Origin of the sequence: Pseudomonas glycinae (assembly GCF_001594225.2) — a bacterium.
Lineage (GTDB): Bacteria > Pseudomonadota > Gammaproteobacteria > Pseudomonadales > Pseudomonadaceae > Aquipseudomonas > Aquipseudomonas glycinae.
This window is the reverse complement of the sequence record NZ_CP014205.2, coordinates 896,113-910,977: the sequence shown is the minus strand read 5'-3', so window position 1 is coordinate 910,977 and position 14,865 is coordinate 896,113. Positions and strand designations below refer to the sequence as shown.

Here is a 14,865-nt window from a genome sequence, read left to right as displayed (position 1 = left end):
TTCAGGACGAACGAATTTATGAAAATAACAAAGAGTCTGTTCCACGCCGGTGTTCTGAGCCTGTCGCTGCTGGCGACCGGCGTCATGGCGGCGGTGCCTGCCGCCGAAGCGGACAAGCTGGGCAAGAGCCTGACCCCGATGGGCGCCGAAATGGCCGGTAACGCCGACGGCTCGATCCCGGCCTGGAAACCGATGCCGAAAAATGCCGGCACCGTCGACAGCAAAGGTTTCCTGTCCGATCCGTACGCCAGTGAGAAACCGCTGTTCACCATCACCAAGCAGAACGTCGATCAGTACAAGGCCAAGCTCGCGCCGGGCCAATACGCGATGTTCCAGCGCTATCCTGACACCTTCAAGATGCCGGTCTATCCGTCCCATCGCGGTGCCACCGTGCCGGATGCGGTGTTCGCAGCCATCAAGAAGAACGCCACCACCACGACCCTGGTGTCGGGCGGTAACGGTCTGGAAAACTTCGATACCGCCGTGCCGTTTCCGATTCCGAAAACCGGTGTGGAAGTGATCTGGAACCACATCACCCGCTATCGCGGCGGCAGCGTGACGCGTCTGGTGACCCAGGCCACGCCGCAACCGAACGGCTCGTTCAGCCTGGTGTACTTCCAGGACCAGTTCGTGTTCCGCGACAAGATGAAGGATTACGATCCGGCGAACCCGGGCAACATCCTGTTCTACTTCAAGCAGAAAGTGACCGCGCCGGCACGTCTGGCCGGTGGCGTGCTGCTGGTGCACGAAACCCTCGACCAGGTGAAGGAACCGCGTTCGGCGTGGGTCTACAACGCCGGTCAGCGTCGTGTGCGCCGCGCACCGCAAGTGTCCTATGACGGCCCGGGTACCGCGGCGGACGGCCTGCGTACCTCCGACAACCTGGACATGTTCAACGGCGCACCGGATCGCTACGACTGGAAACTGGTCGGCAAGCAGGAGATGTACATCGCCTCCGACAGCTACAAGCTCGACGATCCGAAACTCAAGTACACCGACATCATCAAGGCCGGGCACATCAACCAGGATCTGGCGCGTTATGAACTGCGTCGCGTCTGGCACGTGACCGCGACCCTGAAGGAAGGTCAGCGTCACATCTACGCCAAGCGTGACTTCTTCATCGACGAAGACACCTGGCAAGCCGCTGTCATTGACCACTACGACGGTCGTGGCCAACTGTGGCGCGTCGCCGAAGCGCACGCCGAGAACTACTACGACAAGCAAGTGCCGTGGTATGCCCTGGAAACCCTCTACGATCTGCAATCCGGTCGTTATCTGGCGCTGGGCATGAAGAACGAAGAGAAGCAGGCGTATGACTTCGGTTTCAGCGCCAACACCAGCGACTTCACCCCGGCCGCCCTGCGTCAGGATGGTGTTCGCTAAGCAGCTGTAAACCGAGGCCGCATCCTCGTGAATACGCCCCGACTGGTTCGGGGCGTTTTTTTTGCTATCAGTTTTTCCGTAGGCTTTTTGTAGCCATTTGTAGCAACGACCTTCATAACCGCTCCGTTTAAGGCTAGTCTGCGGACATCTGCTACGCCGCCAACAGCCATACGAACAAGAGCCGGCCATGACTGATCTGTCCCCACTTCCGGGTCCCGCAAGCGTTGCCGTCGCGGCACTGGACGGGCGTTTTTTTCGCCCGCCGCTACCCGATGGCTACGTGCTGCGACCCCGTTTGTGCGAGCGCCTGAGTGCGGGGCTCGGAGGGCGCCTGTTGCTGGTCAGCGCACCGGCCGGTTTTGGCAAGAGTTCGCTGGCGGTGGAGTTCTGCCAGAGTTTGCCGGCGCACTGGCAAAGTCTGTGGCTGGGCCTGAGCGCTCGCGACAGTGACCCGGGACGCTTTCTCGAGCGCTTGCTCGAGGGCCTGCAAGACTACTTTCCCGAACTCGGCAGCCGCGCACTCGGTTTATTGAAAATGCGCCAGCGTCATCAGCCATTCGCCTTCGAGGAATGGCTCGACGGCTTGCTCGATGAGCTGGCCCTGCACCTGCTACCGACCTCGCCGTTGCTGCTCGTACTCGACGATTACCACCTCGCGCAAGGGCCGGTGCTTGATCGTTGCCTGCAGTTTTTCCTCAACCATTTGCCCGATGGTCTGCTGGTCATGGTCACCAGTCGGCAGCGCCCGGACTGGCACCTGGCCCGTCTGCGCCTGTCGCGCCAGTTGCTGGAACTGCACGAACAGGATCTGCGCCTGACCCACGACGAAGCCCTGGCACTGCTCGATCGTCACAGCAGCTCACTGCGTGGCGAGGCGCTGGAAAACCTGATCCAGCGCAGCGAAGGCTGGGTGGCCGGGTTGCGATTCTGGCTGCTGGCGATTTCTGAAGCCGGCACCGAATCGGCCTTGCCTCAAGCGTTGAGCGGCGGGGAAGGGCTGATCCGTGAATACCTGCTGGAGGAAGTCATCGACTGCCTGCCCGCCGTGGTGCAGGCGTTCCTTTATGACACCGCACCGCAGGAGCGCTTTTGCAGCGAGCTGTGCGACGCGGTGCGCGAATCCCATGACAGTGCCGAGATCCTGCGTTTTCTCCTGGCACATCAGGTATTCCTGGTGCCGTTGGACGAGCACGGGCACTGGTATCGTTATCACCATCTGTTTTCGGATTTGCTGCGCAGTCGTCCCGTCGCCGGGGCGCTGGTACCGGCGGCCACGCTGCACCTGCGCGCTTGCCGCTGGTTCAATGCCCAGGGCCTGCTGGATGAAGCGGTGGAACAGGCATTGCGTGCAGGGCATCTGGACGTTGCGGCGAATCTGGTACAGAACCTGTCCGAAGAACAACTGCTGGCCGAGCAGAACGTCGGTATGCTGCTGCGCTGGAAAATGGACTTGCCTGACAGCCTGCTGATCAGCACCCCGCGCCTGATCGTGTTGTACAGCTGGGCGTTGGGACTGGCCTGTCAGCTCGACGCGGCCGAAGAACTCGCCAGTCACCTGAGCCGGTTTCTGCCGGCACCTTCTGCCACTGCACAGAAATCGATGTTGGCCCAATGGCTGGCGCTCAAGGGCATCATCGCCCGTGGGCGGGGCCATCGCGAGCAGACCATCGAATATTGCAGCGAGGCACTGGAAAGCCTGCCGGCCAAGCGCTACGGCCAGCGCCTGATGTGCCTGTCGACCTTGTCCAACCTCGCGATCGCCGACGGTGATCTGTGGCGTGCACGGGGCCTGAACCGCGAGTCGCTTGAACTGGCGCAGCGGGTCGGCAATCCATTGTTCGAGGCGCTGGCGCATTATGATCGTGCCCGCGTCCTGCAGGCACGGGGCGAAATCCTGCGCGCGCTCGATGAAGTGCGCCAAGGGCTGGAGCGCTTGCGCGGCTTGTCCGTACAGCGGTTGTACGCCGTGCGTGCGCGACTGACGCTGTACGAGGGTTTTCTGCTGGCCATGCGGTTGCAGCCGCAGGCGGCAAGGGTGCGATTGCAGGCAGGCCTGACTGAAGCGCGGGCCTGTCGCGACATCAGCGTGCTGATCGGTCACTGCGTGATCGCCCGCCTGGACGGCAACAGCGGTGATTACGCCCGGGCTTTCGCCGAACTGGCAGAAGCCGAGCGTCTGATGCACATCTGGGATGTGCCACCGATCTACTATCTGGCGATGATTACTCTGGTCAAATGCGAGTTGTGGCTGGCGCAGGGGCGGATTGACCTGGCCGAAGCCTGGCTGGCGCGACTGGGCCAGACCTACACCGGCGAACGCGCGGCGGCTCCGCCGGAGTTTCATCCGCAGCTGCCGTTGCATGTCGAATTGCAGCAGGCGCTGCTGGATGTCATTCAGGGGCAGCCGATGCTTGCTGAGGGTCGGCTGAACGTGCTGCTGGAGAACGGCCAGCAAACCGGACGACAGCTGCTCAGCGTGATGGCGTTGACGCAAAAAGTGGCGTTGCTGCTGGCGGATGGGCGCGAACCCGAAGCCCGCAAGGCGTTGAGTCAGGCGCTGGAAGCGGCGGCCGGCGGGGTCCTGCAACCCTTCGATGCGCTGGTCAAAGAACATGCGGACTGGCTGCGGGGGCAATTGTCTCTGACCGCACCGACACCTGTCGGTCAGCAATTGCTCGAGCATTTTCCCCAGACGCCGGCTCGCTCGACTGCGGAGTCGGCCGTCACTGAACAGCTCAGCAGTCGAGAGCTCGCCGTTTTGCGGTTGATTGCTCGGGGTTGCTCGAATCAGGAAATCAGCGATCAGTTGTTCATCTCGCTGCACACGGTTAAAACCCATGCCAGCCATATCAACAGCAAGCTGGGAGTGGAGCGCCGGACACAGGCGGTGGCGCGGGCCAAAGAACTCGGAGTTTTGAGCTGAGACTTCGGGCTCGATCAAGGCAAACAAAAACGCCCCGAATCAATCGAGGCGTTTTTGTTGTATGACCCGCGAGCGGGCCGGGGGAAAACGTTGTATCAGGCGACCAGATCGTTGGTGTTGAAGTCGTTTACGCCCACCAGCTGGATTTCAAAGTCTGCACCAGCGTTGCCACTGACGTTGCCCGATAGTACGTGGTCGATGAAGCGCAGTTGACCTGCTCCGGTGAAATCGGCAGCACCGATAAAGCTGAACCCGTTGAAACCGGCAGTCAGCAAGTTGGCATCAAACTGAGTCAGGTCGATCTTGTCTCCCTGCAGGCTGTTGAAGTCAGTGATGACGTCACGGTTGGCTCCGATGCCCATTTGATTGACCGCCGCAAACACGAACGTGTCGGCCCCCGCGCCACCCGTGAGGATGTCGGCCCCGGCACCGCCGTCGAGGACGTTGTTGCCCGAGTTGCCGGTGATCTGGTTGTTCAGTGCGTTGCCGGTACCGTGCAAGTTGGCGCTGCCTTGCAGGATCAGGTTTTCGACATTGTTGGTCAGGGTGTAATCGACCGACGCGTACACATAATCGATTTCCGATGCCGAAGTGCCGTTCTCGATGACCACGTCACCGACGTTGTCGACCACATAGATGTCGTTGCCGGCACCACCGTTCATGGTGTCGGCGCCGGCGCCGCCATTGATGATGTTGTTGCCGGCGTTACCGGTGATCACGTTGTTCAGCTCGTTGCCGTTACCCGACGTGTTGCCCATGCCGGTGAGCACGAGATTTTCGAGATTGGCGCCCAGTGTCCAGTCCACGGAGGACTGAACGGTGTCGATCTCGCCGACCACGGTGCTGGTTTCGAAGATTGCATCATTGATGCTGTCGACGATGTAGGTGTCGTTGCCGGCCCCGCCGACCAGAACGTCGCCGCCGCCGACGCCGCCGTCGAGGATATTGTCGCCGGAGTTGCCGGTAATCAGGTTGGCCAGGCTGTTGCCGGTACCGTTGATGTTGGCGGTGCCCTGCAGGGTGAGGTACTCGACGTTGGCGCCCAGGGTGTAACTGACTGTCGAGTAGACCGAGTCGATTTCCGAAGCCAGGGTGCTGGTTTCGATGATCACGTCACCGACGTTGTCCACCACATAGATATCGTTGCCGGCGCCGCCAACCATTGTGTCGGCTCCGGTGCCGCCGTTGAGGAGGTTGCTGTCGGCGTTGCCGATCAGGGTGTTGTCGAGGCTGTTGCCAAGCACGGTGAATACGCCGGCCCCCAGCACTGCGACGTTCTCCATGTTGTTCAGATTGCTCTGATTCAGGTCAATGGTATTAGTCTGCGCCGTGGCATTGAAGGTGATGGACAGGGTGTCGGTACCTTCATTGGCCAGTTCCTGCACCAGTGCCAGTTCGTCGAACTGGTCGAGGCTGTAGGTATCGTTGCCCTTGCCACCGATCATGGTGTCGAGGCCGGCGCCGCCGTCAAGAACGTTGTTGCCATCGTTGCCGGTCAGCACGTTGTTCAGGCTGTTGCCGACCGCGAAGGTGTTGCCGGTACCGGTCAGCGTGATGTTTTCAATGTTGGCGCCCAGCACATAGGAAACCGAGGCCAGGACACTGTCGATCTCGCTCGCCAGGGTGCTGGTTTCGACGACGACATCCCCGGCGTTGTCGACGATGTAGGTGTCGTTGCCTGTCCCGCCAATCAGGATGTCGGCCCCGGCACCGCCGTCGAGGACGTTGTTGCCCGAGTTGCCGGTGATCTGGTTGTTCAGTGCGTTGCCGGTACCGTTGAGGTTGGCGCTGCTTTGCAGGATCAGGTTTTCGACATTATTGGTCAGGGTGTAGTTGATCGACGCGTACACATAATCGATTTCCGATGCCGAAGTGCCGTTCTCGATGACCACGTCACCGACGTTGTCGACCACATAGATGTCATTGCCGGCACCACCGTTCATGGTGTCGGCGCCGGCGCCGCCGTTGATGACGTTGTTGCCGGCGTTACCGGTGATCATGTTGTCCCGCTCGTTGCCGGTGCCCGAAGTGTTGCCGGTGCCGGTGAGCACGAGATTTTCGAGGTTGGCGCCCAACGTCCAGTCCACGGATGACTGGACGGTGTCGATCTCGCCGACCACGGTGCTGGTTTCGAAGATTGCATCATTGATGCTGTCGACGATGTAGGTGTCGTTGCCGGCCCCGCCGACCAGAACGTCGCCGCCGCCGACGCCGCCGTCGAGGATATTGTCGCCGGAGTTGCCGGTAATCAGGTTGCCCAGGTTGTTGCCGGTACCGTTGATGTTGGCGGTGCCCTGCAGGGTGAGGTACTCGACATTGGCACCCAGGGTGTAGCTGATCGACGAGAGAACGGTGTCGATTTCCGACACCAGGGTGCTGGTTTCGACGACGACATCACCGGCGTTGTCGACGATGTAGGTGTCGTTGCCGGTCCCGCCAATCATGATGTCGGCCCCGGCACCGCCGTCGAGGACGTTGTTGCCCGCGTTGCCGGTGATCTGGTTGTTCAGCGCGTTGCCGGTACCATTGAGGTTGGCGTTGCCTTGCAGGACCAGGTTTTCGACATTGTTGGTCAGGGTGTAGTCGATCGACGCATACACATAGTCGATTTCCGATGCCGAGGTACCGTTCTCGATGACCACGTCGCCGATGTTGTCGACCACATAGATGTCGTTACCGGCGCCACCGTTCATGGTATCGGCCCCGGCGCCGCCATTGACGATGTTGTTGCCGGCGTTACCGGTGATCACGTTGTCCTGCTCGTTGCCGTTACCCGACGTGTTGCCCATGCCGGTGAGCACAAGATTTTCGAGATTGGCGCCCAGTGTCCAGTCCACGGAGGACTGAACGGTGTCGATCTCGCCGACCACGGTGCTGGTTTCGAAGATTGCATCATTGATGCTGTCGACGATGTAGGTGTCGTTGCCGGCACCACCGACCAGAACGTCGCCGCCACCGACGCCGCCATCGAGGATGTTGTCGCCGGAGTTGCCGGTGATCAGGTTGGCCAGGCTGTTGCCGGTACCATTGATGTTGGCGTTGCCCTGCAGGGTGAGGTACTCAACGTTGGCGCCCAGGGTGTAACTGACCGTCGAGTACACTGAGTCGATTTCCGAAGCCAGGGTGCTGGTTTCGATGATTACGTCGCCGACGTTGTCCACCACATAGATATCGTTGCCGGCGCCGCCAATCATGGTGTCGGCACCGGTGCCACCGTTGAGCAGGTTGCTGTCGCCATTACCGATGAGAGTGTTGTCGAGGCTGTTGCCAAGCACGTTGAACACGCCGGCCCCCAGCACTGCGACATTCTCCATGTTGTTCAGATTGCTCTGATTCAAGTCAATGGTGCTGGTCTGCGGCGTGGCATTGAAAGTGATGGACAGGGTGTCGGTACCTTCATTGGCCAGTTCCTGCACCAGTGCCAGTTCGCCGAACTGGTCGAGGCTGTAGGTATCGTTGCCTCTGCCACCGATCATGGTGTCGAGGCCGGCGCCGCCGTCGAGGACGTTGTTGCCATCGTTGCCGGTCAGCACGTTGTTCAGGCTGTTGCCGACCGCGAAGGTGTTGCCGGTACCGGTCAGCGTGATGTTTTCAATATTGGCACTCAGCACGTAGGAAACCGAGGCCAGGACACTGTCGATCTCGCTCGCCAGAGTGCTGGTTTCGAAGATGACATCACCGGCGTTGTCGACGATGTAGGTGTCGTTGCCGGTACCGCCCACCAGAATGTCTGCACCCGCGCCGCCATCAAGGATGTTGTTGCCCGAGTTGCCGAAGATCTGGTTGTTAAGCGCGTTGCCGGTACCATTGAGGTCGGCGCTGCCTTGCAGAGTCAGATTCTCGACATTGTTGGTCAGGGTGTAGCTGATGGATGCGTACACCGAGTCGATTTCCGATGCCGAGGTACCGTTCTCGATCACCACGTCACCGATGTTGTCGACGACATAGATGTCGTTGCCTGCGCCGCCGTCCATCGTGTCGGCACCTGCCATGCCGTCGAGCAGGTTGCTCAGGTCATTGCCGATGAGGGTGTCATTGAACGCCGAACCGTAGGCGTTTTCGATTTTGGTGCCGTAGGCAATGGCCAGCCCTTCGTTGAACGAAGTCATGGTATCGGTTTGCAGGAATGCCTTACCGATCTGGCTGAATGCGCCTTCGTTCAGGTTGATACGTACGGCCTGAAGCTGGTTGCTGCCGTCGATAGCATCGACGCCGCCGGTATCCCAGATGGTTTCGAAAACCGATTGGTCTGGAGCCCAGTTGTAAAAGTTGTTGCCTGACTGATATTGGGTATTGGCACCGTACAGTTTCTGGATCGCCAGAATGTCCAGCAGCATCGGAGTGGTCGGCTGGTAGGAGTAGGAGTCGTTGTAGCTCATCACCGTGTACCGGACATCGTCCAGGGCCGGGGTGAGGATGGTGCGGTTATCGCTGCTGGCTTCAAACGGATGCTTGAGGCCCAGGGCATGGCCGATCTCATGCACAAAAGTCAGATAGTCGTATGAACCTTTGACCGGGGACGGATCGTTGGTCTGCGGGCCTATCCAGACATCGCCTGCTACCGGGGTTTCATCCGGGAAGTATGCCCATGCCGCATATTTTGAGTCCATGCCCAGATAACCGCCAAAACGCAGGTCGCCTACGCTGGAGATGGATTCCTGCACACGAGTGAACTGGAGATTGGCAACGGAGCTCCACATGCTCAGAGCGCTGGTCACCGCATTTTCCTGAGCCGTGGACAGGGTGAACCCGTTCAGATACTCATTATTAGGGCTGTAGTCGCGAGCGAAATAGGAGTTGTTGGTGGTGACGAAGCTATAGGTCAGCAGGGTCGGGGTGCCGCTTTTGTGAAACAGCGTCCCTGTCCAGTAGTCACCAGCCAGAAGGCTGTCGAGTGCCTTGTTGCCGGTCATCGTCGTGAACGTGGTGTAGGAATATCCGGTTGGAGTAGGCATATTGGTTCCTGAATGCTCTGCGGCCTTTCCGTATTGCGACCGCTACAAAGAAAGCGATTTTGCACGAGAATTTTCAAATTGACATCATTTGGCCACTATTTTGATTAGTGGCGTCAGAATACTGCCCCGGCGACCTGTATCGGCAGTTGACGTAGAATTCTGAAGACTCGCGCTGCGTACGTTTCGGCGCCTGCTCATCGATTCGGGACTATTCAATGACCGCTGTGACAACTGCCTTGATTCGCGAAACCTTCCCCGTCGGCCCGCTCCAGTGCAACTGCACGATCATCGGCGACCCGATCACCAAAAAAGCCATCGTCGTCGACCCGGGCGGCAATCCCGATCTGATCATGGCGCGCCTCGATGCGCTGGGCCTGAAAGTCGTCAGCATCATTCACACCCACGCGCACCTCGATCATTTCCTTGCCTCCGGGCAAATGAAGGAAAAAACCGGCGCGACCCTGCATTTGCACAAGGAAGACCAGTTTTTGTGGGACAACCTCGAGATGCAATGCCAGATGTTCGGTGTGCCCTATACGCCGGTGCCGTCGCCGGATCGCTGGTTGAGCGACGATGAAGAACTGGCTTGCGGCTGTGGCGTGGCACTGCACACGCCGGGGCATACGCCAGGTTCCATGAGCTTCTGGTTTTCCGAGGCTAAGCTGTTGATAGCTGGCGACACGTTGTTTCGTCGCGGAGTAGGGCGCACGGATTTGTGGGGCGGCGATCAGGCGACCATCGTGCGATCGATCAAGCAGCGGCTGTACACCCTGGATGAAGACGCGACCGTTGTGGCCGGGCATGGTCCGGATACGCGTCTGGGGGATGAAATGCGTGAGAACCCGTTTGTGCGTGTCTAAACATTTTGTCACGGGTGCCCGGCGGAATTTTTGTGCATTGTCATGATCCAACGCCCGCACGGGCCAGTTGCCAATGGCCGCTGCACCACAGAATGCAAAAGTAGGAGCACTCCATGTTCACCACGCGTCGTTTGATTATTGTCGCTACTGCCGTGGCCGTTTTGTCCGGCTGCGCCTCGCCCAACCCGTATGACAACCAGGGTCAGGCCGACGGTGGCTCCCAGGGCATGAGCAAAACCGCCAAGTACGGTGGCCTCGGTGCACTGGCCGGCGCGCTGGCCGGTGCCGCCATCGACCACAACAACCGCGGCAAGGGCGCGCTGATCGGCGCGGCCGTCGTCGGTGCCTCGGCCGCCGGTTACGGCTACTACGCCGACCAGCAGGAGAAAAAACTGCGCGCCAGCATGGCCAACACCGGGGTTGAAGTGCAGCGTCAGGGCGATCAGATCAAGCTGATCATGCCGGGCAACATCACCTTCGCCACCGATTCGGCGAACATCGCTTCCAGCTTCTATCAGCCGCTGAACAACCTGGCCAACTCCCTCAAGGAGTTCAACCAGAACCAGATCGAAATCGTCGGCTACACCGACAGCACCGGCAGCCGTCAGCACAACATGGACCTGTCCCAGCGTCGTGCGCAGAGCGTTGCCACCTACCTGACTTCGCAAGGCGTCAGCGGTGCCAACCTGAGCGCCCGCGGTGCCGGTCCGGATAATCCGATTGCCAGCAACGGTGACGTCAACGGCCGGGCGCAGAACCGCCGTGTCGAGGTCAACCTCAAAGCCATCCCTGGCCAGCAGTACGGTGGTCAGCAACAACCGGGCACGGTTCAGCAGTACCCGTAACCGTCAGGTACAAAAAAGCCCCCGGACAAGTGATTGTCCGGGGGCTTTTTGTTGGCGCGAAGGCTGATTACTTCTTCAGACCGTAATGCTCGTCGAGCATGCCCGGCGAGTTCGGGGTCTTCGGCGCGTAGTCACGCGGCGGCTCCTGATCCCGTGGTGGCGTCAGACGTTCCCGTGGAGCCTGTGCTGCTTCGGAATGCAGCGAGGCCAGCAGGCGTTGACGAGTCTGCTCGTCCAGGGCCAGGCGGTTGGCACCCTCGGCGAGGTGATCCTGCACTTCCTGATAGCTCTGGGTCAGCTTCTTGACCAGATTGGCGGTGCTGTTGAAGTGGGTCACCACTTCATTCTGATAACTGTCGAAACGTTCCTGAATATCGTCCAGTTGACGCTGCGTGCGGCTGGGCGCGGCGTTCGGCGCAACGCGAGCGATCAGGAAACCAATGGCGACACCCACAACCAGGGCAAGAGTCGGTAACAACCAAACTAAGAGCGAGTGTTCCACGAGTCCTTCCTCTATAAACGGCTTTGCTTTACGTTAACGGCTCGAACCTGCGCTGTATACCGCGATTCACTCGCAATAGACTGGCACAGACAATTTGCTAGACGAGTCGACCCGATTCGAGGTCACGGAGTTCCTTCCTTGCTGATGCGTGAAACCCCTGTATTGATTGATGGCCCTGTGGGGCAACTTGAGTCTTTGTATCTGGACAACGAGCAGCCTCGCGGTATCGCGCTGATCTGCCACCCGAACCCGGTGCAGGGCGGCACCATGCTCAACAAGGTCGTCTCGACCCTGCAGCGCACCGCGCGCGACGCAGGCCTGATCACCTTGCGCTTCAACTATCGCGGCGTCGGTGCCAGCGACGGTTCCCATGACATGGGCACCGGTGAAGTCGATGACGCCCAGGCCGCTGCTGCATGGCTGCTGGAAAAACACCCGGATCTGCCGCTGACCCTGTTCGGTTTCTCCTTCGGTGGATTTGTTGCAGCAAGTCTCGGCGGTCGTCTCGAATCTCGGGGCATCACGCTCAAGCATCTGTTCATGGTCGCGCCGGCGGTGATGCGTCTGGGTGATCAGGATCAATTGCCGCAGCAGGGTGAGCTGACGGTGATCCAGCCGGAAACCGATGAAGTGATCGATCCGCAGCTGGTCTACGACTGGTCTGAAAAACTCCCGCGCCCCCATGAGCTGCTGAAAGTGGCAGAATGCGGACACTTTTTTCATGGCAAGCTGACCGATCTCAAGGATCTGATCCTGCCGCGTCTCTCGAATTGATTGCAGTCTGACAAGCGATTACCCATGACGAACCGTACCCGCATCCTCACCGGCATCACCACCACCGGCACCCCGCACCTGGGCAACTACGCCGGCGCCATCCGCCCGGCGATTCTCGCCAGCCGCGACAGCAACGCCGATTCGTTCTACTTCCTGGCCGACTATCACGCCCTGATCAAGTGCGATGACCCGCTGCGCATCCAGCGCTCGCGTCTGGAAATCGCCGCGACCTGGCTGGCCGGTGGCCTGGATGTGGATCGAGTGACCTTCTACCGTCAGTCCGACATCCCGGAAATCCCCGAGCTGACCTGGCTGCTGACCTGCGTGGCCGCCAAGGGCCTGCTCAACCGCGCCCATGCTTACAAGGCTTCGGTGGACAAGAACCTCGAGAGCGGCGAAGACCCGGATGCCGGTATCACCATGGGTTTGTACAGCTATCCGGTACTGATGGCGGCGGACATTCTGATGTTCAACGCGCACAAGGTGCCGGTCGGTCGCGATCAGATCCAGCACGTGGAAATGGCCCGTGACATTGGCCAGCGCTTCAACCACCTGTTCGGCCAGGGCAAGGAGTTCTTCACCATGCCCGAAGCGCTGATCGAGGAGAGCGTGGCCACGTTGCCGGGCCTGGACGGTCGCAAGATGTCCAAGAGCTACGACAACACCATCCCGCTGTTCACCAGCGCCAAGGACATGAAGGACGCGATCTCGCGGATCGTTACCGACTCCAAAGCGCCGGGCGAAGCGAAAGATCCGGACAACTCTCACCTGTTCACCCTGTTCCAGGCGTTCGCCACACCGGCGCAGGCCGACGAGTTCCGCAGCGAGCTGCTGGGCGGTCTGGGTTGGGGCGAGGCGAAGAACCGTCTGTTCCAGTTGCTCGACAACGAGCTGGGCGAATCCCGCGAGCGTTATCACCAGTTGATCGAGCGTCCGGCAGATCTGGAAGACATCCTGCAACACGGCGCCAAGAAGGCCCGTGCGGTGGCGACGCCGTTCCTCAACGAGCTGCGCGAAGCGGTCGGCCTGCGTTCGTTCGTCAATCAGGTTCAGGTGGCCGCGACCACCAAGAAGAAAGCCGCGAAAGCCGCACGTTTCGTCAGCTTCCGTGAAGACGACGGCAGCTTCCGCTTCCGTCTGCTGGCGGCCGATGGCGAGCAACTGTTGCTGTCGCGCAACTTCGCCGACGGTAAAACCGCCGGTCAGGTGACCAAGCAACTGCAATCGGGTCAAGCGCTGGATGTGCGCAGCGAAGACCTGAGCTTCAGCGTCTGGCTGGAAGGCGAGTGTGTCGGCGACAGCCCGGCGTTCGCCGACGTGGCTGCGCGGGATGCGGCTGTCGAGGCCTTGCGGATCGCTCTGACACCGGTTCAGGAATAATCAACGGGCCGGCCCGACCAAGGGCCGATTGCCATTCCCACGGGCCATCGCTACAGTGACGGCCCGTTTTTGTTGCCTTGCTAACGAATTATGACGCCCCTAGAACGATATCAAGCTGATCTGAAACGCCCGGACTTCTTCCATGATGCGGCGCAGGAAACTGCCGTGCGTCATCTGCAACGCCTGTATGACGATCTGATCGCGGCCGAGCAGAACAAGCCGGGTTTGCTGGGCAAGCTGTTTGGCAAAAAGGATCAGACGCCGGTCAAGGGCCTGTATTTCTGGGGCGGCGTGGGTCGCGGAAAGACTTACCTGGTGGACACTTTCTTCGAAGCGCTGCCATTCAAGGAAAAGACTCGCACTCACTTCCACCGCTTCATGAAGCGCGTGCACGAAGAGATGAAAACCCTCGGCGGCGAGAAAAACCCGCTGACCATCATCGCCAAGCGTTTTGCGACTGAATCGCGAGTCATCTGCTTCGATGAATTTTTCGTTTCCGACATCACCGATGCCATGATCCTCGGCACGCTGATGGAAGAGCTGTTCAAGAACGGCGTGACCCTGGTCGCCACGTCGAACATCGTGCCGGACGGCCTGTACAAGGACGGCCTGCAACGTGCGCGCTTCCTGCCGGCCATCGCGCTGATCAAGCAGAACACCGAGATCGTCAACGTCGACAGCGGCGTCGACTACCGTCTGCGCCACCTCGAACAAGCGGAGCTGTTCCACTATCCGCTGGACGAAGCCGCCCACGAAAGCCTGCGCAAGAGCTTCCGCGCGCTGACGCCTGAATGCACGGCGGCGGTGGAAAACGATGTGCTGATCATCGAGAACCGCGAAATCCGTGCCCTGCGTACTTGCGACGACGTGGCCTGGTTCGATTTCCGCGAACTGTGCGACGGCCCGCGCAGCCAGAACGACTACATCGAGCTGGGCAAGATCTTCCACGCCGTGCTGCTCAGTGGCGTGGAGCAGATGAGCGTCACCACCGACGACATCGCCCGACGCTTCATCAACATGGTCGACGAGTTCTATGACCGTAACGTCAAACTGATCATTTCTGCCGAAGTCGAATTGAAAGACCTGTACACCGGCGGGCGTCTGACGTTCGAGTTCCAGCGTACCCTCAGCCGTCTGCTGGAGATGCAATCGCACGAATTCCTGTCCCGGGCGCACAAGCCTTAAGCGGATTCGGCAAACAAAAAGGGCCTGCAGATGCAGGCCCTTTTTTGTGTCTGGTCGA

General features: G+C 60.0%; 9 protein-coding genes. 7 read left to right on the top strand and 2 right to left on the bottom strand.

What is annotated here, in order from left to right; all coding sequences use genetic code 11:
* The first annotated feature begins 18 nt into the window (after positions 1-18).
* Together AWU82_RS04115 and AWU82_RS04110 are read left to right on the top strand one after the other, a co-directional pair.
* The gene (locus tag AWU82_RS04115) at positions 19-1,383 is read left to right on the top strand and encodes a DUF1329 domain-containing protein (protein WP_064383977.1); all 1,365 of its coding nucleotides are present in this window, start codon (positions 19-21) and stop codon (positions 1,381-1,383) included.
* A 187-nt stretch (positions 1,384-1,570) separates the two neighbouring features.
* On the top strand, positions 1,571-4,306 hold the full coding sequence (locus AWU82_RS04110; RefSeq protein WP_064383976.1) for a winged helix-turn-helix domain-containing protein: 2,736 nt from the start codon (positions 1,571-1,573) through the stop codon (positions 4,304-4,306).
* Positions 4,307-4,401: 95 nt separating this feature from the next.
* Here the strand turns inward: AWU82_RS04110 and AWU82_RS04105 are convergent, their stop codons facing one another.
* Complete coding sequence (locus tag AWU82_RS04105; protein ID WP_085655280.1) at positions 4,402-9,261, bottom strand: M10 family metallopeptidase; 4,860 nt, start codon at positions 9,259-9,261, stop codon at positions 4,402-4,404.
* A gap of 215 nt (positions 9,262-9,476) precedes the next feature.
* Here AWU82_RS04105 and AWU82_RS04100 point away from each other — a divergent pair, with 215 nt between their 5' ends.
* Together AWU82_RS04100 and AWU82_RS04095 are read left to right on the top strand one after the other, a co-directional pair.
* Positions 9,477-10,121 carry an MBL fold metallo-hydrolase gene (locus tag AWU82_RS04100; protein ID WP_064383974.1) on the top strand — a complete coding sequence of 215 codons (645 nt, stop codon included), beginning with the start codon at positions 9,477-9,479 and terminating at the stop codon, positions 10,119-10,121.
* Positions 10,122-10,234: 113 nt separating this feature from the next.
* Entirely contained in the window at positions 10,235-10,966 is a 732-nt protein-coding gene (locus AWU82_RS04095; RefSeq protein ID WP_007956806.1) for a YiaD family glycine zipper/OmpA-like lipoprotein, read from the top strand.
* A 67-nt stretch (positions 10,967-11,033) separates the two neighbouring features.
* On the opposite strand, the gene AWU82_RS04090 is transcribed toward AWU82_RS04095, so the two are convergent.
* Positions 11,034-11,468 carry a Z-ring associated ZapG family protein gene (locus AWU82_RS04090; protein ID WP_039766275.1) on the bottom strand — a complete coding sequence of 145 codons (435 nt, stop codon included), beginning with the start codon at positions 11,466-11,468 and terminating at the stop codon, positions 11,034-11,036.
* Positions 11,469-11,612: 144 nt separating this feature from the next.
* On the opposite strand from AWU82_RS04090, the gene AWU82_RS04085 reads away from it, so the two are divergent.
* The 3 genes from AWU82_RS04085 (at position 11,613) to zapE (ending at position 14,807) form a co-directional block, all read left to right on the top strand.
* Positions 11,613-12,242: an alpha/beta hydrolase gene (locus AWU82_RS04085; protein ID WP_064384163.1), complete on the top strand. Its 630-nt coding sequence runs from the start codon at positions 11,613-11,615 to the stop codon at positions 12,240-12,242.
* 24 nt (positions 12,243-12,266) lie between these two features.
* Positions 12,267-13,622 carry a tryptophan--tRNA ligase gene (locus tag AWU82_RS04080; RefSeq protein ID WP_064383973.1) on the top strand — a complete coding sequence of 452 codons (1,356 nt, stop codon included), beginning with the start codon at positions 12,267-12,269 and terminating at the stop codon, positions 13,620-13,622.
* Between the two features lie 90 nt (positions 13,623-13,712).
* Positions 13,713-14,807: a cell division protein ZapE gene (gene zapE, locus AWU82_RS04075; protein ID WP_011335877.1), complete on the top strand. Its 1,095-nt coding sequence runs from the start codon at positions 13,713-13,715 to the stop codon at positions 14,805-14,807.
* Positions 14,808-14,865: the final 58 nt, after the last annotated feature.